This is a genomic window from Streptomyces ferrugineus, from assembly GCF_015160855.1.
Taxonomy (GTDB): Bacteria; Actinomycetota; Actinomycetes; order Streptomycetales; family Streptomycetaceae; genus Streptomyces; species Streptomyces ferrugineus.
Map to the genome: position 1 here is coordinate 8,657,704 of NZ_CP063373.1, position 25,205 is coordinate 8,682,908.

General features: G+C 67.2%; 21 protein-coding genes. 16 read left to right on the forward strand and 5 right to left on the reverse strand.

Annotated features, from left to right (window positions below):
* The first annotated feature begins 65 nt into the window (after positions 1-65).
* From IM697_RS38465 to IM697_RS38490, 6 genes are read left to right on the forward strand one after another with little or no spacing between them, the layout of a single operon-like run.
* On the forward strand, positions 66-1,331 hold the full coding sequence (locus tag IM697_RS38465) for an ROK family transcriptional regulator (protein ID WP_194041247.1): 1,266 nt from the start codon (positions 66-68) through the stop codon (positions 1,329-1,331).
* Positions 1,318-2,175, forward strand: coding sequence for an ABC transporter permease (locus IM697_RS38470; RefSeq protein WP_228044334.1), 858 nt, complete (start codon positions 1,318-1,320; stop codon positions 2,173-2,175). The genes IM697_RS38465 and IM697_RS38470 overlap by 14 nt, the downstream gene beginning before the upstream one ends.
* Positions 2,172-2,969, forward strand: coding sequence for an ABC transporter ATP-binding protein (locus IM697_RS38475; protein ID WP_194041249.1), 798 nt, complete (start codon positions 2,172-2,174; stop codon positions 2,967-2,969). The genes IM697_RS38470 and IM697_RS38475 overlap by 4 nt, the downstream gene beginning before the upstream one ends.
* A gap of 31 nt (positions 2,970-3,000) precedes the next feature.
* Complete coding sequence (locus IM697_RS38480; RefSeq protein WP_194041251.1) at positions 3,001-4,002, forward strand: aliphatic sulfonate ABC transporter substrate-binding protein; 1,002 nt, start codon at positions 3,001-3,003, stop codon at positions 4,000-4,002.
* 53 nt (positions 4,003-4,055) lie between these two features.
* On the forward strand, positions 4,056-5,522 hold the full coding sequence (locus IM697_RS38485) for a sulfatase family protein (protein WP_265582689.1): 1,467 nt from the start codon (positions 4,056-4,058) through the stop codon (positions 5,520-5,522).
* 18 nt (positions 5,523-5,540) lie between these two features.
* Positions 5,541-6,506 carry a formylglycine-generating enzyme family protein gene (locus tag IM697_RS38490; RefSeq protein WP_194041255.1) on the forward strand — a complete coding sequence of 322 codons (966 nt, stop codon included), beginning with the start codon at positions 5,541-5,543 and terminating at the stop codon, positions 6,504-6,506.
* A gap of 155 nt (positions 6,507-6,661) precedes the next feature.
* Here the strand turns inward: IM697_RS38490 and IM697_RS45225 are convergent, their stop codons facing one another.
* Together IM697_RS45225 and IM697_RS45230 are read right to left on the reverse strand one after the other, a co-directional pair.
* Positions 6,662-6,904 carry a tyrosine-type recombinase/integrase gene (locus IM697_RS45225; protein ID WP_228044335.1) on the reverse strand — a complete coding sequence of 81 codons (243 nt, stop codon included), beginning with the start codon at positions 6,902-6,904 and terminating at the stop codon, positions 6,662-6,664.
* 63 nt (positions 6,905-6,967) lie between these two features.
* Complete coding sequence (locus IM697_RS45230) at positions 6,968-7,768, reverse strand: hypothetical protein (RefSeq protein WP_228044336.1); 801 nt, start codon at positions 7,766-7,768, stop codon at positions 6,968-6,970.
* 389 nt (positions 7,769-8,157) lie between these two features.
* Here IM697_RS45230 and IM697_RS38500 point away from each other — a divergent pair, with 389 nt between their 5' ends.
* The 7 genes from IM697_RS38500 to IM697_RS38530 all read left to right on the forward strand — a co-directional run bounded on the left by IM697_RS38500 (position 8,158) and on the right by IM697_RS38530 (position 19,065).
* A complete protein-coding gene (locus IM697_RS38500) occupies positions 8,158-8,424 on the forward strand; it encodes a hypothetical protein (RefSeq protein WP_194041257.1) in 267 nt (88 codons plus the stop codon).
* Positions 8,421-8,813, forward strand: a complete 393-nt coding sequence (locus IM697_RS38505; RefSeq protein WP_194041259.1) for a PIN domain-containing protein — start codon at positions 8,421-8,423, stop codon at positions 8,811-8,813. Before IM697_RS38500 ends, IM697_RS38505 begins: the two co-directional genes overlap by 4 nt.
* 455 nt (positions 8,814-9,268) lie before the next feature.
* Positions 9,269-10,792, forward strand: a complete 1,524-nt coding sequence (locus IM697_RS38510) for a hypothetical protein (protein WP_228044337.1) — start codon at positions 9,269-9,271, stop codon at positions 10,790-10,792.
* A complete protein-coding gene (locus IM697_RS38515) occupies positions 10,770-11,573 on the forward strand; it encodes a hypothetical protein (RefSeq protein WP_194041261.1) in 804 nt (267 codons plus the stop codon). The genes IM697_RS38510 and IM697_RS38515 overlap by 23 nt, the downstream gene beginning before the upstream one ends.
* Positions 11,566-16,065 (forward strand): coiled-coil domain-containing protein, encoded by a 4,500-nt coding sequence (locus IM697_RS38520; protein ID WP_194041262.1) that lies wholly within the window; start codon positions 11,566-11,568, stop codon positions 16,063-16,065. The genes IM697_RS38515 and IM697_RS38520 overlap by 8 nt, the downstream gene beginning before the upstream one ends.
* Positions 16,037-17,179, forward strand: a complete 1,143-nt coding sequence (locus IM697_RS38525) for a hypothetical protein (protein ID WP_194041264.1) — start codon at positions 16,037-16,039, stop codon at positions 17,177-17,179. The genes IM697_RS38520 and IM697_RS38525 overlap by 29 nt, the downstream gene beginning before the upstream one ends.
* Entirely contained in the window at positions 17,176-19,065 is a 1,890-nt protein-coding gene (locus IM697_RS38530) for a tetratricopeptide repeat protein (protein ID WP_194041266.1), read from the forward strand. The genes IM697_RS38525 and IM697_RS38530 overlap by 4 nt, the downstream gene beginning before the upstream one ends.
* Positions 19,066-19,476: 411 nt before the next feature.
* Here IM697_RS38530 and ychF read toward each other — a convergent pair whose 3' ends face one another.
* Positions 19,477-20,565: a redox-regulated ATPase YchF gene (gene ychF, locus IM697_RS38535; RefSeq protein ID WP_194041268.1), complete on the reverse strand. Its 1,089-nt coding sequence runs from the start codon at positions 20,563-20,565 to the stop codon at positions 19,477-19,479.
* 438 nt (positions 20,566-21,003) lie between these two features.
* On the opposite strand from ychF, the gene IM697_RS38540 reads away from it, so the two are divergent.
* Positions 21,004-21,552 carry a DUF6542 domain-containing protein gene (locus tag IM697_RS38540; RefSeq protein ID WP_194041270.1) on the forward strand — a complete coding sequence of 183 codons (549 nt, stop codon included), beginning with the start codon at positions 21,004-21,006 and terminating at the stop codon, positions 21,550-21,552.
* 7 nt (positions 21,553-21,559) lie between these two features.
* On the opposite strand, the gene ppgK is transcribed toward IM697_RS38540, so the two are convergent.
* Both ppgK and IM697_RS38550 read right to left on the reverse strand, forming a co-directional pair.
* A complete protein-coding gene (gene ppgK, locus IM697_RS38545; RefSeq protein WP_194041272.1) occupies positions 21,560-22,309 on the reverse strand; it encodes a polyphosphate--glucose phosphotransferase in 750 nt (249 codons plus the stop codon).
* Between the two features lie 29 nt (positions 22,310-22,338).
* On the reverse strand, positions 22,339-23,355 hold the full coding sequence (locus IM697_RS38550) for a 4-hydroxy-3-methylbut-2-enyl diphosphate reductase (RefSeq protein ID WP_194041274.1): 1,017 nt from the start codon (positions 23,353-23,355) through the stop codon (positions 22,339-22,341).
* A 220-nt stretch (positions 23,356-23,575) separates the two neighbouring features.
* On the opposite strand from IM697_RS38550, the gene xseA reads away from it, so the two are divergent.
* Both xseA and IM697_RS38560 read left to right on the forward strand, forming a co-directional pair.
* A complete protein-coding gene (gene xseA / locus IM697_RS38555) occupies positions 23,576-24,820 on the forward strand; it encodes an exodeoxyribonuclease VII large subunit (RefSeq protein ID WP_194041276.1) in 1,245 nt (414 codons plus the stop codon).
* Between the two features lie 9 nt (positions 24,821-24,829).
* Entirely contained in the window at positions 24,830-25,084 is a 255-nt protein-coding gene (locus tag IM697_RS38560; RefSeq protein WP_194041278.1) for an exodeoxyribonuclease VII small subunit, read from the forward strand.
* The last annotated feature ends 121 nt before the right edge of the window (positions 25,085-25,205 follow it).

Consider the following 25,205-nt stretch of genomic DNA (forward strand, 5'->3'; position numbering starts at 1 on the left):
ACTCGACGGCGATGAATTCTGTCGGACTGTTGACGGAAAATTCGGGCCTCCCTACCTTGACCGGCATGCAGATGCCCACCGGAGTGCATGCGCTGGTCAGACGGACCCATGAGGACCGTGTCCTGCGTGCGCTGCAAGAGAACGGCGCCATGAGCCGCGGCGAGATCGCCCGGGTCGTGGGCCTGTCCCGCACCACGCTGTCCGACATCGTCGGCAGCCTGCTGCAGCGAGGCGCCATCGTCGTCATGGACACCGATGCCGCCAGGCGGGCGGGCAGCGGCCGGCCCGCCGAGCGGCTCACGCTCGACCCGGCCTCCGCGCAGTACATGGGCGTCGACTTCGGGCACCGGCGCGTGCATGTCGTCGTCGCCGACGCGTCGCACGAGATCATGCTCTCCGGTTCGGTCCGCTACGAGGACTCGGCGTCCTGGCCGGTCCGCACGGAACTCGCCCTGTCACTGCTGGCCCGGCTGAGCGCCGAGGGCGGCGTCCATTACGGAGCGCTGCAGGGCATCGGCATCGGGGTGCCGGGTCCGTACCCGGCACCCGAGGGGGCGCCGTGGCCCCGTGCCACCGCGGGCGCCACCGTGCTGCGTCCGGCGCCCGAGAACGTGGACGTCGCCTTCGCCGAACGCTTCGGCGCGCCCGTGATCGTCGACAACAACACCCGGCTCGCCGCGCTGGCCGAGGCCATCAGCGGCCCGGAGAGCGTCGCCGACCTGGTGTACGTACGTCTCTCCGACGGCGTCGGCGGGGGGCTCGTGGTCGGCGGCCAGCTGGTGACCGGATCGGGCGGCCTGGCAGGCGAGCTGGGGCATGTCACCGTCGAACCGGCGGGCCGCCCCTGCCGGTGCGGCAAGCGCGGCTGTCTGGAGACGGTCGCCTCGGTACCCGGGATCCTCGCCACCTGCTGGGAGTTCGGGCTTCCGCTGGAAGACCTCGACGCGCTCGCGGCCGCCGTGGACCGGGCCCACCCCGTGGTGGACCGGGTCCTGCGGGAGGCGGCGGCCGCGATCGGGCGCGTGGTCGGCGCCGCCACGATGACGCTGGACCCGGCGAAGGTCGTCATCGGCGGTGAGATCACCCGGATCGCCCCGGTGATCGTCGAGCAGGCCGCGGCCACGCTCGCCGGCGAGCTCTTCCCCACGGCGTCGGCAGGGCCCGTCGTGGAGGCCGCCCGCCTCTCGGACGAGGACGGTGCGCTCGGCGCCCTCGCGGCGGTCTTCCACAGTTCCCCGCTGATCGCGAAGTATCCCGAAACCGCTGAGGTGAAGGGCCGTACGGATGCACGCGTTTCCACCACAGAAAGAGCCGGCCATGCCCGTACTTGACAAGCAAGGTGCCGCTGCGCGGGACGCGGGGGCCGACAGGACATCCGAAGCGTCGGCCGCCGGCGTGACCAAGTCCCCCGACTCGCGGGCCGGTTCGCGGATCCGCGGACGGACGCTGCTGCTCAACGCCCTGTCCGTGGCACTCGGGATCGGCCTGTGGTGGGCCCTGGCCGCAGCCGGCTTCAAGCTGCCGACACCGCCGGAGGTCGTCTCCCGGGCGGGGACGCTGATCAGTGACGGCACGCTCGCCGACGACGTCCTCGCCAGCCTCACACGGGTGCTCATCGGATTCGTCCTCGGCACCGCGGCGGCGATACCCGTCGGGTTCCTGATGGGCTGGTACGGCATCGTGCGCGGCCTGGTCGAACCCTGGATCCAGTTCTTCCGCACGATCCCGCCGCTGGCCATCATCCCGCTGGCCGTGGTGGTCATGGGCATCGACGAGACACCCAAGATCTTCGTGATCTTCCTCGCCCCGTTCCTGGCCTGTGTGATCTCCACCTTCCAGGGCGTCGTCAACGTCGACCGCACGCTGATCAACGCGGCCAGGGTGCTCGGTGCCAAGGACGGGCGGATCTTCGCCCGGGTCGTGGTGCCGGCGTCCACGCCGTTCATCCTCGTGGGCATGCGCGTAGGGCTCGGCTCGGCGTGGGCCACCCTCGTCGCCGCGGAACTCATCGCCGCGCAGGAAGGGCTCGGCTACCGCATGCAGAACGCCCAGCTCTACTACGACCTCCCGACCATCTTCGTCGGGCTCATCTCGATCGGGATCCTCGGTCTGCTCATGGACCGGGTCCTGCTGCTCGCCGAACGCAAGCTCACCGGATGGCAGGAACGCCGATGACCAGCAAGCGCGCCAAGATATCCGTCCGCGGCGTCACCAAGACCTTCGCCCTGGGCCGCGAGACCTTCACCGCGCTCGACCAGGTCTCGGTCGATATCGCGGACCACGAGTTCGTCACCGTCGTCGGCCCCTCGGGCTGCGGCAAGTCCACCCTGTTGAACATCCTCGCCGGCCTGGAGACCCCGACCGAGGGCCAGGCGCTCGTGGACGGCGAGGCGGTGTCCGGGCCGGGGCCCGAACGTGGCGTGATCTTCCAGCAGTACGCGCTCTTCCCCTGGCTGACGGTCCGCCAGAACGTCGAGTTCGGACTGCGCACCATGGGCGTGGCGAAGGGTGAACGCCGAGGTCGTGCCCAGCACTTCATCGAGCTCGTGGGCCTCGAACGCTTCGCCGACGCCCTGCCCAAGACGCTCTCCGGAGGCATGCGGCAGCGCTGCGCCATCGCCCGCGCCTACGCCGTCGACCCGTCGATCCTGCTGATGGACGAGCCTTTCGGCGCCCTGGACGCGCTCACCCGGGTCAGGCTGCAGGAACAGCTCCTCGACACCTGGAGCCAGGACAAGCGCACCGTCCTGTTCATCACCCACGACGTCGACGAGGCCGTCTTCCTCGCCAACCGCGTGATCGTCATGGCCGCCCGCCCGGGCCGGATCCACGACGTCATCGAGGTTCCCGCGGTCGAACGCGACGAGGAGTTCCGCCTGAGTCCCGAGTTCGCCGCGCTGCGCAATCGCGTCTGGCACTCCGTGTACCACCAGGACGGCACGAGCGCTGCCGTGTCCGCCGCCCACTGAGCCACCACCTCACCTGGAAGGGACGGCCGCCATGGCACCCACCCTCACCCGCAGACACCTTCTGTCCACCGCCGCCGGCCTGGCGACGACGGCCCTGCTGACGTCCTGCGGCGGCGGATCGGCCGGCGGGGCAGACGGCGACACGGTCCGCTTCGGCTACATCGGCGACTTCAACGGCGCCAGCCTGATCGCCATCGCCGACGCCAAGGGCCTGTGGGAGAAGCACGGGCTCAAGGCCGAGAGCAAGGTCTTCACCAACGGCCCGCTGCAGATCCAGGCACTGGGCACCGAAGACCTGGACTTCGGATACATCGGCCCGGGCGCCATGTGGCTGCCCGCTTCCGGCCAGGCCAAGGTGATCGCGCTCAACACCCTCGGCAACTCCGACCGGGTCATCGCCCAGCCCGGCATCAGCTCCATGCGGCAGCTCAAGGGAAGGACCGTGGCCGTGCCCGAGGGCACCTCCGGCGACATGATCCTCTCGCTGGCGCTGGAGAAGGCGGGGATGACCAAGGAGGACGTGAAGGTCGTCCCGATGGATCCGTCGACCATCGTCTCGGCCGTCAGCTCCAGGAAGGTGGACGCGGCGGGCTTCTGGTATCCGGCGGCGGCCACCATCAAGAAGCAGGTCCCCGACCTGGTCGAGCTGGCCAGGAACAGCGACTTCGAGGACGAGGTCTCCTTCCCCACCGCCTTCGTCGCCGGCAACAAGCTCGTCGCCGACCAGCCCGACAAGGTCGAGAAGGTGCTCGCCGTGCTGCGCGAAGCCATCGACTTCCGCTCCGCGCACACCGACGAGGCCATCGAACTCACCGCCGCCAAGCTGAAGATCCCCGCCGATCAGGTCAAGGCCGACGCCGCCAACAACCAGCTGCTCGATGTCGGCGAACTCGACTCCCTGACCAAGGACGGCACCGTCGAGAAGTGGCTCAAGGGCATGAACGACTACTTCGTCGACGCGGGCAAACTCAAGCAGCCCGTCGACCCGAAGAGCTACTACACCGGCGACCTCTTCCTGGGGGCGGGCAAGTGAGCACGTCTCGCACCGAGTCCCGCACCGGGCGGGGGCGGAACATCCTCTTCCTCATGACCGACCAGCACCGCGCGGACACCCTCGGCTCCTACGGCAACCTGCTCGCACACACCCCGGTCCTCGACGAACTCGCCGCCACCGGAACCCGGTTCGACCGCTGGTACACCCCTACGGCGATCTGCACCCCGGCCCGCGCCAGCCTCCTCACCGGACAGGCACCCTTCCGGCACCGGGTCCTGGCCAACCACGAGCGCAACGTCGGCTATCTCGAGGACCTCCCCGAGAACCAGTTCACCTTCTCGCAGGCACTGCGCGAGGCGGGCTACCACACCGGCCTGATCGGCAAGTGGCACGCCGGCAACCGGCGCACCGCCGCCGACTACGGCTTCGACGGCCCCGAACTGCCCGGCTGGCACAACCCGGTGGACAACCCCGACTACCTCGCGTATCTCCAGGAGCGCGGGCTCCCGCCGTACGAGATCAGCGACCGCATCCGCGGCACCCTGCCCAACGGCGGCCCCGGCAACCTGCTGGCCGCCCGGTTGCATCAGCCCGTCGAGGCCACCTTCGAGCACTACCTCGCCACCCGGACCATCGAGCACCTGGAGAGGTACGCGGCGGACCACCGCGAGCGGGAGCGGCCCTTCTTCCTCGCCCTGCACTTCTTCGGACCGCACCTGCCGTACATCCTTCCCGACGCGTACTTCGACCTCGTGGACCCGGCGGACATCGAGCTGCCGAAGTCCGTCTCGGAGACCTTCCACGGCAAACCGCCGGTGCAGCGCAACTACAGCGCGCACTGGACCTTCGACACCATGCCGATCGAGACGACCCGCAAGCTCATCGCCGTCTACTGGGGCTATGTCGCCCTGATCGACCGGCAGATCGGCCGCGTCATGGACGCCCTGAAACGGCTTGGCCTGGCCGACGACACCGCGGTGTTCTTCACCTGCGACCACGGCGAGTTCACCGGCTCCCACCGCCTGCACGACAAGGGCCCGGCGATGTACGAGGACATCTACCGCACCCCCGGACTGCTGAGGGTCCCGGGCGCGCCCGGCGGGGTGGTGCGCTCGGAGTTCGTCAGCCTGCTCGACTGCACGGCGACCATCCTGGAGCTGGCGGGCATCGACCCGAAGCCGGCGGTCGACTCACGCAGCCTGCTGCCGCTGGTGCACGGCGAGCAGGTGGACTGGGACGAGGACATCGTCTGCGAGTTCCACGGCCACCACTTCCCCTATCCGCAGCGGATGTTGCGCGAGGACCGCTACAAACTCGTCGTCAACCCGGACTCGGTGAACGAGCTCTACGACCTGCACACCGACCCCGACGAACTGCAGAACCTCTACGACCATCCCGAACAGTCGGCGGTCCGCACCCGGATGCTGCGCAGGCTCTACGACGTGCTGCGCGAGCGCGGCGACAACTTCTACCACTGGATGACCTCGATGTACGACGTCGGCGAGGTCGGACACGACCCGACGCTCAGCGGGCTCGACGAGTCGACCTACCAGGCGTAGCGGGACGAGGAACGGAAGATGCCCCACGACCACCGCCCCTGCTGCACACCGAGCACCACCACCACCGCCATCGTCACCACCACCGTCATCGCCGAGCCGCCGCGGCACTCCGTCCGCCCGCGGTCCACGAAGGGACAGGTCCGGTTGCCCGGCGGCGAGTTCGCGATGGGGGACGCCTTCGGCGAGGGGTATCCCGACGACGGGGAGAGCCCCGTCCACCAGGTCCGTCTGAAGCCCTTCCACATAGACGAGACAGCGGTCACCAACGCCCAGTTCGCCGCGTTCGTCAAGGCCACCGGCCATGTGACCGACGCCGAGCGCCACGGCTCCTCCGCCGTCTTCCACCTCGCCGTCGACGCGGCCCCGGCCGACCTGCTCGGCAGGGCCGCCGGTACCCCTTGGTGGATCAACGTCCGGGGCGCGCACTGGCGCTGCCCCAACGGGCCGCGCTCCGGCATCACGGACCTCCGCAGCCATCCGGTCGTCCATGTCTCCTGGAACGACGCGACGGCTTACGCGCACTGGGCCGGCAAACGACTGCCCACGGAAGCCGAGTGGGAGTACGCGGCCCGTGGCGGGCTGGCCGGCCGACGCTACGCCTGGGGCGACGAGCTCACCCCGGACGGCCGCTGGCGCTGCAACATCTGGCAGGGCCGCTTCCCCGTGCACAACACCGCCGAGGACGGCCACCTGACCACCGCACCGGCCAAGTCCTACCGGCCCAACGGCCACGGGCTGTGGAACACCGCGGGCAACGTGTGGGAGTGGTGCGCCGACTGGTTCTCCCCCACGTACTACGCCCGATCACCCACCGAGAACCCCCGAGGCCCCGAGGCCGGCACGGCTCGCGTACTGCGCGGCGGCTCGTACCTGTGCCACGACTCCTACTGCAACCGCTACCGGGTGGCCGCCCGCTCCTCGAACACACCCGACTCGTCATCGGGCAACCTCGGCTTCCGCTGCGCCAACGACGCGTCGGCGTAGCACGGGCGTCGACCGCCGGCCGGCTCGCCCCGGCCGGCGCCATCCGCTCACACGTTGAAGCGGAACGTTGAATGCAGCGCTCCCACCTGCGAAAACGTCCGCCAAGCTGGGCGTATCCAGCACCGATCCAGCACCGTCGGGACTTATCCAGCACATCACGCTGCGGAGGCAGACTCCTCCGAGTCTGTCACCTCCGGACGCATGGCGTTCTGCATGACGTCTCGACAACGATCCCACGCCTCGGGAACAAGGTGACCGTAGATGTCCACGGTGGTCTTGATCGACTTATGGCCGAGCCAGCGTGAGACCTCGCGGATCGGCACGCCGTTCGCCAGCGCGGCCGAGGCGAAGAAGTGCCGCAGACACCCGCGGCGTGTACTTGGCCTTGCCGTCCACATCGAGCAGGCCGGCCGACACGCACGCCTTCCTGAAGTGGTAGCCGTAGGTGGAGGCGGTGGGCATCACGCCCTTGCCACGCTGGCGCGGGGCGAAGACGACCCCGAGCCGCCGTCGCCTGCCCCTCTGATCGGTGAAGGCCACGGGCACCGGCTCCCACCGCGACAGGTGGTCGTCGATCTCCTGCTCGACGAACGGGGCGGCCGGTACGTCCCGGTACTCGCCCTCCACCCGGTGCTTGAGCGGCACGAAGACCGTGCGGCAGTCATCGCGGTGAGCTTGGCACTGACCTGCCAACGGATCCTGACGAAACCAGGCCGTCGGCACTCGACGGAGAAGGCCAGGGCCTCGCTGGGTCGCTGGCCGATACCTGACTGAAGGTAGACCGCGAGCCGGTACTGCGGGGCGATACGCTCCGCGATCAGATCGACCTCACCCTGTGTAGGAATCTCGTCCTCGTCCACCGCGCACGGGGTCGGCCGGGATACCCGTACGCCACGGGCGGGATTGTCTGGGATGCGTTTGTCAACGACGGCCGCCTCCAGCATCGCTGCCACCATCACCATCCGGTCGTTGACGGTGGAGACCGCTAACCCCGCACCGAAGGCATGCACGTCCTTGGCGAACTCCTCGAAGTCGCGCCGCGCCAGCCCGGCCAGCATCTTCCCTCCCAGGCGCGGCACGAGATGGTTACGGATGAACCCTTCGTAGTTGCGGCGCGTCGACTCACCGATGACCCGTCGCTCCAGCCACTCCCGAGCCCAGGCCCGCAGCGGCACAAGCCCTCGCGCAGGATCGAAGCGGATGCCCGCCTTCTTGTCGTTCTCGACCTTGTCGGCGAAAGCGTCCGCACCATCCGAGCCCACCCGACGGGGAAACGACCTCTCCCGCTGCCGCCCGCCCCTTCCGCCCGGTTCCCGGTACCGTACCGTCCACCCATGCCGACACCGCGGACGATCACAAGGAAAGTTCCGATCCCGGACGTCCCTCTTGCACCTCTGAAAAACGCTCGCCATCCAAGCCCCGATCCTTCGCCTGGCCCGTGCTCGAAACCGTGCACCGCCACCTCACGGCCGAGCAAGGCATTCATCACGAATCCGCTCTTTTCCGGTGACTGTGGACTCAGCCTTACCCGCACCCCCGCGGGCATCGAGTCGGCGAGGCCCTCCTCGCCGGATGCGCTCACGCCCTCCACGCTCGCCGCCACGCGATCCGTGCATCAGCATCGATGGCCATACCGCGCTATGGTTGATGTATGGCTACCAAGAAGGTGACTATCACTCTCGACGAAGCCCTGGTCGAAGCCCTGGCCGGAGCCGCCGAGGAAGAAGGCATCCCACTCTCCCGCCTCGTCGCTGGAGCAGCCGAACGCGAGCTGCGCCTGCGGGCCGGCCGAGCCGTCATCCAGGAGTGGCAGGCCGAACACGGCGCCTTCACCCCCGAAGAGCTCGCCGCGGCCCGCGCAGACCTGGCCGCCGCCGACGCCGAATACCTCAACAGCTCGGGAGCCTCGGCCGCGTGAACATCCCCTACCTGTACGACGCCGGGGTACTCATCGCCATCGACAACGACGACCGACGCATGTGGGCCCGCCACAGCCTGGCCCTGGACGACGGCCGGGACATCCACATCCCGTCCGTCGTCGTCAGCCAGGCGTGGCGGGACTCCCGCCGCCAGGTCAGACTCGGCAAGTTCCTCGCCGGGTGCCACGTTGTACCCGTCGGCCTCGAAACCGCCAAAACCGCAGGCATCCTCTGCGGCAAGGCCGGCACCTCCGACATCGTCGACGCCACCGTCGTGACCATGGCAGCCAGCCTCGGCGCCATCATCTGGACCTCGGACCCGAACGACATCCGCACCCTCATCGACGCCCAGGACATCAAACCCGCCCCCGTCATCCGCACCGTCTGAGCACCGATCACCTCCAACGACCAGCCCGTACAGGCTCAGAGATCGCCGAGGCGGAGACGGATGTTGCCACCTGCTCGCGTAGCGTTCTCACTGCCCGCCAGCATGGTGTTATCCCCCATCGCGACCTGCACTCTTCCGGAAGGACGAAAGGCTCGCTCTACATACACCGCCACTCTGGCATCTACGCTGAATTCGTCACCGCCCTCTCGATCAAGTCCCGTTACAGCCGGACCCTGCACTGATTCATCTGGCGCAGCTTGTAGCGGAATGAGGGAATCCGAATACTGGATCCTTCCGGCACTCCGAGGCGCCCGGATCGTCACCGAACAGGGGAACATCAGTTCGTGATCGATAAATTTCGGCCTATGAATCAAACGTGAGTGAAGGGAGTCGTCGAGCCGGATATCCGAGGATCCTCGCTTACGGTGGTGTAGGGGATGCTAGCGTGACTGATCGTGTATCACGATCTACCCCACCCGCCGCCTTACTTGCCTGATGAAGGACTGGTACGCCGCGTCAAGGCGCTGGCTTGTACAGCACCGTTGCAGGCATTGGATCAGCGCAAGGCGTCGCTGGACTGGGCAGATGCCAAGGTCTATCACATGGCCGAAATCGCGTTGCACACGATCGATCAGGTCACTATCGCGATGGACTTCGACGCCGGAGCTGAGCACGCCAAGGTACTTGAACAGGTAAAACACTTCGTCGCTGCCCAGGCCCCCGACAGGGGCGACGCCGAGCACGCCGCTGTAGCCGACTGGGTGCTCCAGCGGCTGATCAATGTCGGCACCATCGAACGTGGATTCTCCTGGCACTATGGGCTTGTCGGGGATGAGGGGACCTACAACCGCTTCGAGTTCGACTTCAAATTGCTGGTGGAACAGTCGACACCCGACGGGTTTTCACTGCGGGCCACCGACGAGGCCATCAACGTACTCGTCGGCGCATTGGACACAGACGTGGAATCCGCGCAGATCGCCGCCGAGGTAAAACTCGACAACCTCATCAGGCGCGGTCGGCTTGCCGACGCCAAACTCGCCGCCGAACAGGCCAGGTACCGCACAGTCCAATATGGAGAGACACTACGTCGCTACCTCGATGCCACCCGTCGCGACGTTCGCACCGTGGACTGGGAACGGGTAGTACCAGACCTGCTACTGGACGCGCTTGAGCACATCGAGGGCCGCTACACGGCGGAGCATGCCATCCTGACCAATATCACCGCCGCGCGGGACGACTCTGACGATCCGCGCCACAAGCAGCGGGCAGCGGAACTCGTGGAGATCGTCCGCGACTGCATCCGCCGTCATATGCAGCTCCAGAAAGCTGTACAGGAAGCGGGTGATCAGTTCCGTTCCGAACAGGACCGTCAGCTGTTCTTCGGCGAACCACAGCGCGCCGCGCTCCACTTGCATGGACAACTGCTGGTACCGCTACTCGGACTTCCAGTGGGCAAAGCACTCGGGCCGGTGTACGACTTCTTCCGTGGGGCGGTCGCTCCTGCGCCCCCTGAAGTTCTCACGCTGCCGTCACTTGTGGCGCGTCTCCTGCAACCCCCCTCGGAGCCCGAGAGATTCGCCGGCGAGGTCCGAGATCCTCAGTTCGACCCCGTGCCGGAACGGGAATTGTTCACTCCCGAACATTTTAGGCTTGCGGGCGAGATCCTCTCCTTGCCCGATGGCTCCGCGTCTCTGAGCGACGTGCTCGCACGTGCGTGCCGCTATGAGCCTCAGGTCGCGCGGCTGGTGATGCACCGGGCGGCACACGCTTTCAACCCGTCCGTCGGTGACGCGGTGCGTGAGCAGGTACCTGAGGTCTTGATCGCCGTGCCCACCGGGGGTCCCCTTCACGGCGCGCAGTTCGGCGGCGATGAACTGTGGCTCACAAAAGCGGGCGTAAGGCCAGTCGTTCCAGGATCGGAGGAGCCAGGTACGGCTCGGCACGAGGAGTTCGGTGATGAGATCTCGCTTCACGGATGACGACGCCGAGCAGGCCGCGCAGCTGCTCGCTTTCGCTATGCGTCCTCGGCTGCTGCCGAGTCGTGACAACGCCTATCGAGAGCTTCTGCGCCGCTACCGGCACGACGGCGCGTTCCGGACGTTGACCGGACGGATCGCCGCCGGTCTGGGGCTCAGGGTGCTGGGGGAACACGAGGACATCGGCCTCGCGATCGCGGCCGACGGCAGTTCTCCGTTCGAGACCAGGATGGAGACCTACGCCCGCCGCACCCAGAAGGAAGGCGGCTACGCCGAGCGCTTTCTGCACGGCATCATCCACCTTGCCGTCGCCGCGGTGTCCTTTCCCCGGCCGGACGACCTCGCCAAGGACGAGTACGTCGGCAGGGTCAGTGTCGACGTGGTCGACGCCGTCGTTCGCGAAGCCTGCGACCGGCTGCGTGAAAAAGCGGCGTCCCGTGAGGAGTCGGCCGACGTACCCAGTGACGCACCGGAACTGGAATTGGCGTGGCACGCGTATGCCAACCGTCCGGAGACATTCCCCACCAAGGACAAGCGTCGAGCGATGAACACCACCAAGGGCATGGTTTCCCGGGCTCTGAACTTCCTTGCGGAGCAGGGCTTCCTGACGCCGGTGAAGAACGCCGGCGAGGACGTCTTCCAGACCACACGGCGTTACCAGCTTCAGGTGCGTGAACTTGCGGCCACCAGCGCCTTCGAGGAGTTGGTGGCGCTGGGCGTGGTACCTCCCATGGCTGTGACGACCGGCCCGGGAACCGTGGCGGAGGCCCCGGAGGATGTATGAACTGTCCCGAGTGCTCCTGCAGTCCGTCGGGCCCAAGGCGGCGCGCTACGAGAACGTTCTCCTGGACTTCAGCGGCGTCGGAGATCCCATCGCCGACCGCCCCGCCACCTTGTTCAGCGTCAGGGACGAGCAACCTGTCCGGCGCCCCTCTCCGGCCACGGTGCTCTTCCTCGAGAACGGCGGCGGCAAGTCTGTACTGATCAAGCTGATCTTCTCGGTCCTGCTGCCCGGACGCCGGCAAGTGGTGGGCACCCGTGATCCTCGTACGCTGAGCGGATTCGTGCTCGACAACGATGTGGGCCACATCGCGCTGGAGTGGACACACACCCGCAGCGGGCGTCGGCTGGTGACCGGCAAGGTCGCCGAGTGGCGCCACCTCAAGGCGACTCAGGACCCGTCCAACTTGCTGGAACGCTGGTACCACTTCCGCCCTACACGGGGGACCACACTCGACACCCTCCCGGTGGCCGAGGACGGACGATATCTGCGGCTGACCGATTTCATCGGCGAACTCGACGAGGCACAACGAACTGATCCCGAACTCGAATTCGATCATTTCCGCGTTCAGTCGGAGTGGACGGAACGACTCACTGACCTCGGCTTGGATCCCGAACTCTTCCGCTACCAACGGGCGATGAACGCCGGGGAAGGTGAGGCGGCCGACGTCTTCTCCTTCGCCAGCGACGCCGCTTTCGTAGAGTTCCTGTTGTCGGCCGTGGTACCCACCGGACCGGCACAGGATCTCGCCAACCTGCTGAACTCCTACGGCGACAAGCTCGGCAGGCGTGGTGCGCTGACCCTGGAACGGGACTTCGTAGCCGGCGCTCTTGAGTTCCTCGAGCCGCTGGCCGATATCCATACCACCGCTCTCACCGCCCAGGAGGAACAGCGGGCCGCGAGGAGGATGCTCGACGCCTTCGTCCGTTCGGTGAAGGTACGCACGTACCGCGAGGCCGAGGCTGCGAAGGCCAGCGAGGAAGTTGCCAAACGCCTCGGCGGCGACCTGCGGCGGGCGGTGCTCCACCACGAGAGACTCACGTCTGCGGCTCGTGAACTCGGCCGCCTCACAGCGTTGTTGAAGCTGGACGAAGCCGAGGAGGAACAGCAGAAGGCCCGCGCCGCGTGGAACCGAGCGCAAGAGACCGAACGCGCCTGGAAGGTCGTACCCCGCCTGGCCAAGAGCCTGGAAGCGACCGCCAACGCGAACCGGTTGCGTGAGCTGGTCCGGCGTACTGAGGAAGCCGCCCTTCCGGCACTGCAGGCCCGGGACACCGCGCTGGAGGTTCTCGTCGGGGCGTTGCGCACCATGTCACGGCGCCTCACTGAGCAGGCGGAGACGGCGCGGCATCAGGCAGAGAGCGAACGCACGCTGTCCGAGCAGGCTCAAGCCGAGTACAACGCGGCCGTCGGCCTGGCTGCCGAGCACCGGGCGCAGGCCAAGGCGCTCGACGCCCGTATCCAGGAAGTGCGGGACGCCCTCGCGGACGCTGTGCGTGAAGGTCTGCTGAGCGACGGCATGACAGCTCGTGACGCCGCGAGGCAAGCCGAGGAGGAGGCCCGTCAGAACGCCGAGGAGATATCCCGGCAGGAATCCGCAGCCGAGGACGCGGCGGGGCTTCACGATGCTTCCCAGCGAGCTTGCCGAGCCGCCGAACAGGTTTTGGTCGAGGCCCTGCACTCTCTTGATCTGGCCCGCCGCGACTGGACGAGAGCCGACGAGCGCACCCGTGCGCTGGAATCGGAGATCCAGCCTCTTGCACTCCTGGACATCGAACGTCTCGACCTTGAGGTGGACGCTCCCAGGCTGGTCGGCAAACTCGCTCAGCGACGTGATGCCGCTGATGTGGCAAGGACCGAGATCCGTATCGCCATGGTCCGTGACGAACGTGCCAGGCTCGCGTTGGAGACGAACGAACTGCTGCCTCCCTCCCCGGAGGCCGCGGAAGCATGCGAAACATTGCGAGAAGCCGGTATCGACGCCTATACCGGCTGGGACTACCTCGCCGGTCTGCCCCGGGTCGAGCAGCGCCGTGCGTTCATCGAGCGCGTGCCGCATCTGGTTACGGGTGTGCTCCTGAACGATCCCGAGCAGACGGCGCAGGCAACGGAGATCCTGGTCTCGCGGAAGCTGTGGCCCAGCACGCTAGTGGCGCTGGGAACCACCACGGACATGCACGAACCCGACGCATCACTCTCCGGGCTGGATTTCGTGGTGCCTCCGCATCCGGCGCTGTACGACGAGAGAGCAGCCGCGGAGGAGCGGCTCGCCCTCGGTCGTCGCCATGACGAACACCGCGCACAGATCGCCGAGTGGGACGCCCGGCAACGTATGTTCCTCTCGCTACTCAACCGCCTTGAGGAGTGGCGGGTGGACTTCCCTGAAGGAAGGCTCGCCGAACTGCGCGAAATCGTCACCGTCCGGGCGCAGGCTCGCGACGAGGCCCAGGAGGCGCTGACCGAACAGACCGAGCAGTGTGAGGTCGCAGCCGCCCGTCTCAAGGCCATCCGCGAAGCCATTCCGCCGCTTCGTACGGCGCAGTCGGCACTGGAAACCCGTAAGTCCACGTTGAGTGGGCTGGCCGGCCAGGAGGAGCGGATCCCCGACTGGCAGACCGCGGTAGACCAGGCTCGGACGGCCGAGGTACGAGCACGAGAGATCGCTCAACAGGCAGAAAAGGCCGCCGAAAATCACCGGGCCGCCAGCGCTGAACACGTGCGCACGATGGACCGCCTGACCGGCTCCGCACACCGGGTGACCGCCGAACTGAATGAGCTTCCAGGCGCCGACGCCGTTGTGGAGAACAGGACAGAGGTTCCGGCGGAACCGCTCCCCGTACTGCGCCGTGCCTACGAGGCCGCGGCCATCGAGTACGAACGCGCATCCGTTGGCGCCGATCTGCTCCTCGACATGCGTCAGGCGGAGCAACGCGAGAAGCAAGCGGCGCAGGAGCTGGGTGATCCTTCTCCCGAAACACGAGCAGCCGCCCAGACGTTGCTGAACGGCCCTGACGGAGTGGACGGCGCGAGCCGGGCCGCCGCTCAACGCCGTGCCGAACAGGCGGTCTCCGACTGCCAGATCTCACTGTCCGAGGCGGACGCGAGTGTCGCGGAGCACCGAGCGATTCTCAAAGACTTTCCGGAACCGCTCACCGACATGGATCTCGCTCCCTACGGCCCGCCTCTGCACGTCTTGCACGGTATGCGCCTGATCGAGGCGGCGGAGCACGATCGGGACGAAGCAGAACGTATCCGGCGTGAACTCGCCTACCACAGCGAGCGCGCCGAGCGCACTGCCGCCGCCCTGCGCTCCTCCGCGAAGAACTTCACGGACCTGATCACCGTATTGTCCCGGTCGAGCGAGCCTCGCGAAGACGACATACCGTACGAGGGCGGTGTCTCGGCAGCCCGGGACCGGCACACCATACTGAAGACCGAGTACGACCGGATCGGGACAAAGGTCGAGGCGGCACTCGCCGAAGAACGAACGCTGACCGACCAGCTGGTCGGGTTCGCCGCGGACGCACGGTTCGGAGGGCTACCCACCCCCAGCCGTACCGTCATCCAGTCCTGTCCTCGTGCCGAACTGCCGGCGCGGGCGGCCGAATGGAGCGACAGCCTTCGCCCCAGACTGCGTAGCCTCACCGTGGACCTGGATTCCATCGAGCGGCACCGCCGGCAGATCGTGCTCCAACTGTGCCAGCAGGTGCAGGAGGCACTGCGGACCTTGAAGCGGGCACAGTCCCTTTCCCGGCTGCCCAGAGGGCTACAGGAGTGGTCCGAGCAGGAATTCCTGCGGATCCGCTTCACCGAGGTCTCCGAACAGGCACTGGAGGACCGGCTCGGCACCGTCGTGGACGAGACCGCCGAAGCGGTGATCCAGGGAAAGGAGATCAAACGGGACGGCTTGGCCTTGCTGTTGCACGGCGTCACCGAAGCAGTGGCTCCTAAGGGGTTCCGGGTGCGGATCCTCAAGCCCGACGCCGTTCTACGGACAGAGCGGGTACCCGTCTCGGCCATGAAGGACCTCTTCTCGGGTGGCCAGGTGCTGACCGCGGCCATCGTCCTCTACTGCACCATGGCAGCGCTGCGCGCAAACGAGAAGGGCAGGGTCCAGCACCGCCGGAATTCAGGTGTGCTGTTCCTGGACAACCCGATCGGTCGTGCCTCGGCCGGTTATCTGCTGCGGCTTCAGCAGTCGGTCGCCCGTGCGCTGGGTGTCCAACTCGTCTACACCACAGGGCTGAACGATCTGGCGGTCCTGGACTCCTTCCCGCTCGTCATCCGTCTGCGCAACGACGCCGACCTACGCGCACACCGCATGTACCTCACCGTCGTGGGCGACAGGAGGAAGCATCTTCTCGAGCCTCTTGAGGAGGGCGAGAACCCGGTGATCACGTCCATCAGGTACCACGCACGTGCCGACGCAGAGCACAACCACCACCAGGATCCCGAGGAAGAGAGCGTTGACCGATCTGAGTCGTCCCGCGCGTGAGCTGCTGAACGCGCTTCACGAACACGCCCGTTCGCAGAAGAAGTGGGACGGCACGCGTAAGACAAGCGTCTCCCTTCCGGATTTGCGCCGTGTCTTCCGTACGGTGCCCCATCCGAAGGTAGAGGACGAGTTGGAGTCGGTCGTTCTGAGCCGTCATCTGGACGAACTGTACGAGTGCGGAGCCATCATGGCGATGAAGGGCGACGACGGAGAGAAATTTCCGTTACCGAGGGGTGTGTGGGTGCTGCCCACCCACCAGGCGGCGAAGAAGGTGCGGGAGCCTCTTCCCCCCTTGCATCCGAAGATGCGCACGGTGGCCGGGTACTGGGACAACGCCGCGCCCAGAACCCGGATCGGCTACCGCGCGGTCAACAACTGGTTCCTCTCCGAGCCTGACATGAATCCTGCGCCGAAACGTGAGCGTGCTCTTGACATCTTCGGCAGTCGCACCTATTCGGGATGGTTCGATGCCGAAGAAAAGGCATTCGACGAGTTGGGTGGCCCGTTCTTCTCAGACCGGGAAGCCATGTACAAGCTATTGCAAATGTATTCAGCGCCGCCTCAAATCCTCACCGAGAGACTCATCGCAGAGAGCGACGGTTACTACGGGCGGATCGGCGACGGTGACATTCTCCTAGTCGTAGAGAACGTCACCACATGCTGGTCGTTGATAGAGGCGTTGGACGAGATGAAGGACCACGCAGTCGGCTACGTGGCCTGTGGGATGGGAAGTTCGTTCTTGGCCTCACTCGCCGGTGTCAAGATGCTTCGACGCGGCAAGATCGCGGAGATCCGCTACTTCGGCGACCTCGACCCGACCGGATTGTCGATCCCGGCGGCGGCTGCCGAGGAGGCCGCCAAGGATAACGACCTCCCCACGGTTCTGCCTGCGGTCGGGCTCTACGACGCGCTGTTTGGCGTCGGCACCCCGTTGCGGCGCAAGGAGAGACGCCTTACGGCACAACAGGCAACCGACCGAGTCCGGTGGCTTGATCCTTCGCACCAGGCCCAAGCGACCACGTTGTTGTGCGGCGAAGATCGCCTCGCCCAGGAATGGGTCAACCTGCGGTATCTGAAGTCGAACAGCGAGTGGCTCAGGGACATGTACAGATGAACGAGAGCTTTGCGCTCCCGCACCGCGATCCGAGTTTCCTCGGACGGGCCGAACTGGTGGACGACGTTCTTCCCGGGTATCTGGATCGGGCAGACGACGGCGTACCGGTCGTACTCAACGGGCGAGTGGGCATCGGGAAGACAATGGTGAGCAGTGAACTGGCTCATCGGCTGCACTCTCGGTACCCAGACGTGAGCTGGATCGACGTGACAACTGCCGGTTCCGGTCAACCGGCCGAACGGATCGCCGCCTGCCTGACCACCATCCGCGGAAGCACAGGACCTCATCTTCTGGTGCTGGACGGGGTGTCGGACCCGGACGAGGTCGTCCGGCATCTGCCCCGGGACGAAACCAAAGTACTGATCACATCGCGGGCCGACACCGGGGTCTGGCATCGGATCGCTCGTGTGATCCAGGTTCCGGTGCTGCCCCGAGAGGAGTCGGTACGCCTGCTGAGGACACGAGTCCATGGACTCACAGAAGCCGACGCCACGCGTCTGGCCGGTGAGTTGGACGACCTGCCGCTTGCCATGGAGAACGCAGCGAGTTGGCTGACGAGCGGCATGACGCCAGGGCAAGTACTGGAACAGTTGAAGTCGAGTGCTTCGAAAATCCTCAGTGGGTATCGCGCATCCGATTTCCCAAGATCGCTGGCAGGCCGACTGTTGAAGGCAACGAGTGCGCTTGCGAGCGGATCAGAGGAAGATCGGCGGATGCTTCATCTCCTTCACGCACTGGCCGTTCTCGGCCCCGATCCGTTTCCTACCCGCGCACTGAGGGGGGACCGCTGGGAAGTATCGGATTCGGATGCGCAGTACCTCCTGACCATTTGCGACCTGCATCGCAGGCTGGGAGGTCTACGTGATCGAGGGCTGATGATTTTGCAGACGGGGGCGGCGAGGCTCGATGAAATCAGTGGCGCAGTAATCCGCGACCTGCTCGTCGCCCGCCCTGAAGACGAGGCTGGCGCCTTCGCAATGGCGGAGCAGTTGTTGGTGGCAGTGACGCCAGAGCAAGCCGCGATGGAGGGAGCGTGGGGCGACTGGGCGCTGGTGACTCCATCCATCCTCGCTCTCGATCCTGCGAACGTCCACACGGCGCCTGGCCGCAAAGCGATCCTTGACACATACGGCTACTTGGTGGACATCGGCAGATATAAGGAGGCGATTGACGGCCTCCGCAATCTTCGCACTGCATGGGCGGATCACTTCGCTCAATGTCGTGCCGACGAACTGGTGGTGATGTCAGTGCTGGCTCGCGCCCACTTCGGACGTGGGCACTACGAAGACGCCGAGCGACTCAACTTGCAGGTCTACTGGGAAAGGGAGCAAAACCTGGGGCCGAGCGATCCCAGCGCTCTGGCCGCGTCAGCGTATTGCGCGCTCGACCTCGGCGCCAAGGGCCACCACTCTGACGCGTGCCAGCTTGCCAAAGATTCCTGGCTGGAGCAGTGCAAGATTTTTGGCGAGGAAAGCCGGCCAGCAATGCGTACAGGAAGCTACCTGGCACGGCTTCAGACGCCGCAGGACCCAGACCTCGCTTATCAACTGGGCCTGCACATTCACCGCCTCCAAATCGCCCACCTCGGAGTCCGCCATCAGCACACCCTGGACACAGCCCATCACCTGGCGCTCTGTCTCGTCGCTCTGAACGACTTCCGGAAAGCCCTCCCACTGTTGGAAGAGACCCTGAAATATCGGCAGGAGACCTTGCCTCCCGGTCATCCAGACACTCTCTGGACCGCCGCACACTGCTACCTGCTATCGGCGGACTTGGGTCGTCCGGTGCACCAATCGGCCGTGCGTTGGACCTGCGATGGCCTTCGCAGGATTTTCGACAGGGATCACCACGTCGTACGCCGCTTGATGGCAATGGCGAAGTATTGACCACACGACATCAAGTCCACCTTGTCTCGCACGCTACGGCCGGAACGGACCGCAATCCAGCCAGAATGGCATTTCGCGAAGAGCTGATCCTTTCCCCTTCATTCTCCAATTACTCCGCGGCATCAAGCAGAAGGCACGACATCGTCAATCCGCTACGCAAGGTTGCCAAAAGACCGAGCGCTACCTGAAGTGGGATTCAAGAGGGCAAGGCTTCCTCGACGGCACCGAGCATCAGCGCACACCGGGGGTGTCCCGACAGCCTCCGTCCAACGGGCCGGTGGCCTGGCCGACATCGCTGCCGGTATGCGTCGGATCGACGGGTATCGCTCGCCCAACGACACGGAAGGGGCCGAGTCCGAGAGGGCCCGACCCCAGATCCACGCATTTCTTTAACGCACGGCAATTCTCTGATTACACATTGAAGCGGAACTCCACGACATCCCCGTCCTGCATCACATAGTCCTTGCCCTCCATCCGCGCCTTCCCCTTGGCGCGGGCCTCGGCCACCGAGCCCGTCTCGACCAGGTCGGCGAAGGAGATGACCTCGGCCTTGATGAAGCCCTTCTGGAAGTCGGTGTGGATGACGCCGGCGGCCTCGGGGGCGGTGGCGCCCTTCTTGATGGTCCAGGCGCGGGACTCCTTGGGGCCGGCCGTCAGGTAGGTCTGCAGGCCGAGGGTCCGGAAGCCGACGTGGGCGAGGGTGGCGAGGCCGGGCTCCTCCTGGCCGACGGACTGGAGGAGTTCGAGGGCCTCGTCCTCGTCCAGCTCGGCGAGGTCCGCCTCCAGCTTGGCGTTCAGGAAGATCGCCTCGGCGGGGGCGACCAGGGCGCGCTGCTCGTCCTTGAAGGCGTCGTCGATCAGCTCGTCCTCGTCGACGTTGAAGACGTAGAGGAAGGGCTTGGTGGTGAGGAGGTGCAGGTCGTGCAGGAGCTCGTTGCGCTCGGTGCCCTGGACGATGCCGTGGGCGAAGAGGGTGTCGCCCTTCTCCAGGATCTCCTTGGCCTCCTCGACGGCCTTCACCTTGGGCGCGATGTCCTTCTTGATCCGCGACTCCTTCTGGAGGCGGGGCAGGACCTTCTCGATCGTCTGGAGGTCGGCGAGGATCAGCTCGGTGTTGATCGTCTCGATGTCGTCCTTGGGCGAGACCTTGCCGTCGACGTGGACGACGTTCTCGTCCTTGAAGGCGCGGATGACCTGGCAGATCGCGTCGGACTCACGGATGTTCGCCAGGAACTTGTTGCCCAGGCCCTCGCCCTCGGACGCGCCGCGCACGATGCCGGCGATGTCGACGAAGTCGACGGTCGCCGGGAGGATGCGCTGCGAACCGAAGATCTCGGCCAACTTGGTCAGCCGCGGGTCCGGGACGCCGACCACGCCGACGTTCGGCTCGATCGTGGCGAACGGGTAGTTGGCCGCCAGCACGTCGTTCTTGGTCAGGGCGTTGAACAGGGTCGACTTGCCGACATTCGGCAGACCGACGATTCCGATCGTGAGCGACACGTTGCGACTTCCCGTACGTGAGAGGACTTCTGGGGCTGGGCTGGGGCCCGGTCCTTCTTCGATCTTCGGTGCAGATGATGCAGACGCACGGGCCGATCCCCCAGTCTACGGCGTGCCGGCCCTGGGTCCGGCGGCCCTGTCGAACACCTGGCCAAGGTCCGCCCCCAGGCGTGTCTGAGGGCCGATTCGCCACATAAACCGACCTAGGTTGGACCAGTGGAGCAAGACAGGGCGCGACCTGCCGGGTACGAGTCGCCGCGCGGTACGCCGCCGCCGTTGCCGCCGCAGGCGGTGCGGGGTGGGAGTGGTGCGGGGCGGCGCGCGGGCGGGTTCGCGCGGGGTGAGCGCGGATGCGCGCCGGACGGGGTTGGTGTGGAGCGGGGCGAGGGGCGTACGGGGCGTGGCAGCAGCGGGGGCAGGAGTGGAGGTGGAGGTGGTGTGAAGCGGGCCGTGTGGGGCGGTCGGTCGTCCCGTGCTCCGGCCCAGCCCGCCCGCTCCACCCGGCCCGTCTCCCAGCGCCGGCCAAGTGCCGAGCAGGCGGCTGCGGCCGTACGGCGTCCCGGGCCGCCGGCCCCCGCGCCGCAGGCCCCGCGCCGGTTTCCCGACCCCCGGCTCACGGGGCTGGGCACCGGGCTGTTCTGCGGGGCCGTGATGCTGCTGCTCGGCTACCTCGACTCGCTGCTGTTCGGGTCGCTCACGCTGTACGGGGTGCTGTTCCTGCCGGTGTGTGCGCTGACCGCCGTATGGGTGCGCGAGGGCGATCTGCTGACCGCGCCGGTGGTCGTGCCGATCGCGTTCGCCGTGGGGCTGCTGCCGGTGGCCGACGGCGGCGGGGGGTTCGGCGGGCACCTGATGGGGCTCGTGACCGCCCTCGCCACCGAGGCCGGATGGCTGTACGGGGGGACGCTGATCGCCGGCCTCATCGTGATCGTACGGAGAGTGCGGCTGGTGGCCCGGCGGGTGGCGGCCCGCCGTCGGCCGTCGTGAGCGGCGGCTAGCCGTCCGACTCCGCCGCGTGCATCGCCGCGCCCACGATGCCGGCGTTGTTCTGGAGCTGGGCCGGGACGATCTCTGCCTTGATGCCCTCGATGTGGTGCAGGAACTTGTGGGACTTCCGGCTCACCCCGCCGCCGATGATGAACAGCTCCGGCGAGAACAGCATCTCGACATGGGCGAGGTACTTCTGGACGCGGTGCGCCCAGTGCTCCCAGCTCAGGTCCTCGTCCTCCTTGGCCTTGCTGGAGGCGCGCTTCTCGGCGTCATGGCCGTGCAGTTCCAGGTGGCCCAGCTCGGTGTTGGGGACCAGGGCGCCGTCGATGAAGACGGCGCTGCCGATGCCGGTGCCGAAGGTGAGGAGGATCACGGTGCCCTTGCGGTCGCGGCCCGCGCCGAAGTGCATCTCGGCGACGCCGGCCGCGTCCGCGTCGTTGACCACGGTCACCGGGTGGCCGCCGAGGCGCTCGCCGAACAGTGCGCGGGCGTCGGTGTCGATCCAGCTCTTGTCGACGTTCGCCGCCGTACGGATCGTGGCACCTCCGGTGACCACGCCAGGGAAGGTCAGCCCGACCGGGCCCCGCCAGCCGTAGTGCTCGACGACCTGCCGCACGCCGTCGGCCACCCCGTCGGGCGTGGCCGGCTGCGGGGTGAGCACCTTGAAGCGCTCCTCCGCGAGGTCGCCCCTGTCCAGGTCCACAGGGGCGCCCTTGATCCCGGATCCACCGATGTCCAAGCCGAAGATCTGCATGGCCCTACGTTACGACGCAGGACTGACGGTCACTCCCCGGAGTCACCGGAGTCCGCGGCCCCGGTCCGCTCGGCGATCAGCGCCGCCGCCTCCTCGCGCAGGTCACGGCGGAGTTCCTTGGGCAGCGAGAAGGTGATCGACTCCTCGGCCGCCCGCACCAGCTCCACATCGCCGTAGCCGTGCTCGGCGAGCCACTGGAGGACCTCCTCGACCAGCACCTCCGGTACGGAGGCGCCGGAGGTGACGCCCACCGTCGTGACACCCTCGAGCCAGGCCTCGTCGATTTCGCTGGCGAAGTCCACGAGGTAGGCCTCGCGGGAGCCGGCCAGCTTGGCGACCTCGACCAGTCGCTTGGAGTTGGAGGAGTTGCGCGAGCCGACCACGATGACCAGCTCGGCCTCGGCGCCCATCTGCTTCACCGCGAGCTGGCGGTTCTGCGTGGCGTAGCAGATGTCGTCGCTGGGCGGGGAGATGAGCTGCGGGAACTTCTCCTTCAGGGCGTCGACGGTCTCCATGGTCTCGTCGACGGAGAGGGTGGTCTGGGAGAGCCAGACGACCTTCGAGGAGTCGCGGACCTCGACCTTGGCGACGTCGGACGGTCCGTCGACGAGCTGGATGTGCTCCGGTGCCTCGCCGGACGTGCCGATGACCTCTTCGTGGCCCTCGTGCCCGATCAGGAGGATGTCGTAGTCCTCCTTGGCGAAGCGGACGGCTTCCTTGTGGACCTTGGTGACCAGCGGGCAGGTCGCGTCGATGGTGGCGAGCCTGCCGCGCTCGGCCTCTTCGTGGACGACGGGGGCCACGCCGTGCGCCGAGAACATGACGATGTTGCCCGGCGGCACCTCCTCCGTCCGCTCGACGAAGACGGCGCCCTTCTTCTCCAGGGTCTGCACGACGTACCTGTTGTGGACGATCTCGTGGCGGACGTACACCGGAGCGCCGTACTGCTCCAGGGCTTTCTCGACGGCGATCACGGCGCGGTCCACACCCGCGCAGTAGCCACGGGGGGCGGCGAGCAGGACACGGCGGCCAGGCGAAGCAGTCATGCGTCCCATCGTAAGGGTGCGTTCGGGGGGTCGAAGGTCGCGCGGGTGACGGGTTGGTGGCGGGATCGGCCACGGGCTGTGAGGGGAGGGGGCGGGGGCGACGGAGGGGGCGTGAGGTCGTCCGGGGGAGCGGCACGGTGGCGCGGCGCGGGCCGTGTGTCTCCCGCCCCGCGCCCACCGGCCGACCGGCGTTGTCGGTGGTGGCCGTTACGCTCGGCGCATGGCTGTGAACACGACCCCGGAGTCCCCCCTGCCCGTCGGCGAGGTGTCGCGGCTCATCGGGGGGTGGATCGATCGGCTCGGGGCGGTGTGGGTCGAGGGGCAGATCACTCAGTTGTCGCGGCGGCCCGGGGCCGGCGTGGTGTTTCTGACGTTGCGGGATCCCTCGTACGACATCTCGGTGAGCGTGACCTGCTACCGGCAGGTGTTCGACGCCGTCGCCGACGTGGTGAGCGAGGGCGCCCGGGTCGTCGTGCTCGCCAAGCCCGAGTGGTACGCCCCGCGTGGCCAGCTCTCCCTGCGCGCCACGGAGATAAGGCCCGTCGGCGTCGGTGAGCTGCTCGCGCGGCTGGAGATGCTGAAGAAGGCGCTCGCCTCCGAGGGGCTCTTCGCGCCGGAGCGGAAGAAGGCACTCCCCTTTCTTCCGCAGCTCATCGGCCTTGTGTGCGGCCGGGCGTCCGCCGCCGAGCGGGACGTCCTGGAGAACGCCCGCCACCGCTGGCCCGCCGTCCGCTTCGAGGTGCGCAACGTCGCCGTGCAGGGCGTGCACGCCGTGCCGCAGGTCGTGCAGGCGGTGAAGGAGCTCGACGAGATCGACGACGTGGACGTGATCATCGTCGCGCGTGGGGGCGGTAGCGTCGAGGATCTGCTGCCCTTCTCCGACGAGCAGCTGGTACGGGCCGTCGCCTCCTGCCGTACGCCCGTCGTGTCCGCCATCGGGCACGAGCCCGACAATCCCCTCCTCGACCACGTCGCCGATCTGCGCGCCTCCACCCCGACCGACGCCGCGAAGAAGGTCGTACCGGATGTCGGGGAGGAGTACGAGCGGGTGCGGATGCTGCGCGACCGGGCCCGGCGGTGTGTCGAGGGGTTCGTGGAGCGGGAGGAGCGCGGGCTCGCGCACGCCCTCGCGCGGCCCTCGATAGAGGATCCGCACCGGATGATCGACGAGCGGGCCGATCATGTGGCCGCGCTCCTCGACCGCGGCCGGCGCTGCCTCGGCCACCTCCTCGACCGCGCCGACTCCGAGCTGACGCACACGCACGCGCGCGTGGTGGCCCTCTCCCCCGCGGCGACCCTGAAGCGGGGGTACGCGGTGCTGCAGAAGGCCGACGGGCATGTGGTCCGGGATCCGGACGAGGTGACGGCGGACGAGGCGCTGCGGGCGCGGGTCGCCGAGGGGGAGTTCTCGGTACGGGTCGACGGACCGGGCGATGCACAGAGCGATGCACACAGCGATGCATAGGGTGGGCGCATGACCAGCAAGGTGGATGAGGCACTCGGGTACGAGCAGGCCCGGGACGAGCTGATCGAGGTCGTACGGCGGCTGGAGGCGGGCGGTACGACGCTGGAGGAGTCTCTCGCGCTCTGGGAGCGGGGCGAGGAGCTGGCCAAGGTGTGCCGGCGCTGGCTGGACGGGGCGCGGGCGCGGCTGGACGCGGCCCTCGCCGAGGAGGCCGAGGCCGAGCAGGCGCTGGCCGAGCGCGCGGACGGTGCGGGCGACTCGTAGGGCGGGTCCCGCGTCGTCGTTCTTTGGTGAGGTTGTGAAGCGGATCACCACACCCCATTTTTTGTTGAAGGTTGAACTTGTCTCGCGTACCGTCGAGAACGTCAAGCGGACCCCGGTCCGC

Coding starts and splice junctions, on each gene's coding strand:
- IM697_RS38520 (WP_194041262.1), top strand. CDS start 11,566: ATGTATGAACTGTCCCGAGTGCTCCTGCAGTCCGTCGGGCCCAAGGCG.
- IM697_RS38475 (WP_194041249.1), top strand. CDS start 2,172: ATGACCAGCAAGCGCGCCAAGATATCCGTCCGCGGCGTCACCAAGACC.
- IM697_RS38515 (WP_194041261.1), top strand. CDS start 10,770: ATGAGATCTCGCTTCACGGATGACGACGCCGAGCAGGCCGCGCAGCTG.
- IM697_RS38490 (WP_194041255.1), top strand. CDS start 5,541: ATGCCCCACGACCACCGCCCCTGCTGCACACCGAGCACCACCACCACC.
- xseA (WP_194041276.1), top strand. CDS start 23,576: ATGGCTGTGAACACGACCCCGGAGTCCCCCCTGCCCGTCGGCGAGGTG.
- IM697_RS45225 (WP_228044335.1), bottom strand. CDS start 6,904: ATGTGGACGGCAAGGCCAAGTACACGCCGCGGGTGTCTGCGGCACTTC.
- ppgK (WP_194041272.1), bottom strand. CDS start 22,309: ATGCAGATCTTCGGCTTGGACATCGGTGGATCCGGGATCAAGGGCGCC.
- IM697_RS38550 (WP_194041274.1), bottom strand. CDS start 23,355: ATGACTGCTTCGCCTGGCCGCCGTGTCCTGCTCGCCGCCCCCCGTGGC.
- IM697_RS38560 (WP_194041278.1), top strand. CDS start 24,830: ATGACCAGCAAGGTGGATGAGGCACTCGGGTACGAGCAGGCCCGGGAC.
- IM697_RS38470 (WP_228044334.1), top strand. CDS start 1,318: ATGCCCGTACTTGACAAGCAAGGTGCCGCTGCGCGGGACGCGGGGGCC.
- IM697_RS38530 (WP_194041266.1), top strand. CDS start 17,176: ATGAACGAGAGCTTTGCGCTCCCGCACCGCGATCCGAGTTTCCTCGGA.
- IM697_RS38465 (WP_194041247.1), top strand. CDS start 66: ATGCAGATGCCCACCGGAGTGCATGCGCTGGTCAGACGGACCCATGAG.
- IM697_RS38500 (WP_194041257.1), top strand. CDS start 8,158: ATGGCTACCAAGAAGGTGACTATCACTCTCGACGAAGCCCTGGTCGAA.
- IM697_RS38485 (WP_265582689.1), top strand. CDS start 4,056: ATGACCGACCAGCACCGCGCGGACACCCTCGGCTCCTACGGCAACCTG.
- IM697_RS38480 (WP_194041251.1), top strand. CDS start 3,001: ATGGCACCCACCCTCACCCGCAGACACCTTCTGTCCACCGCCGCCGGC.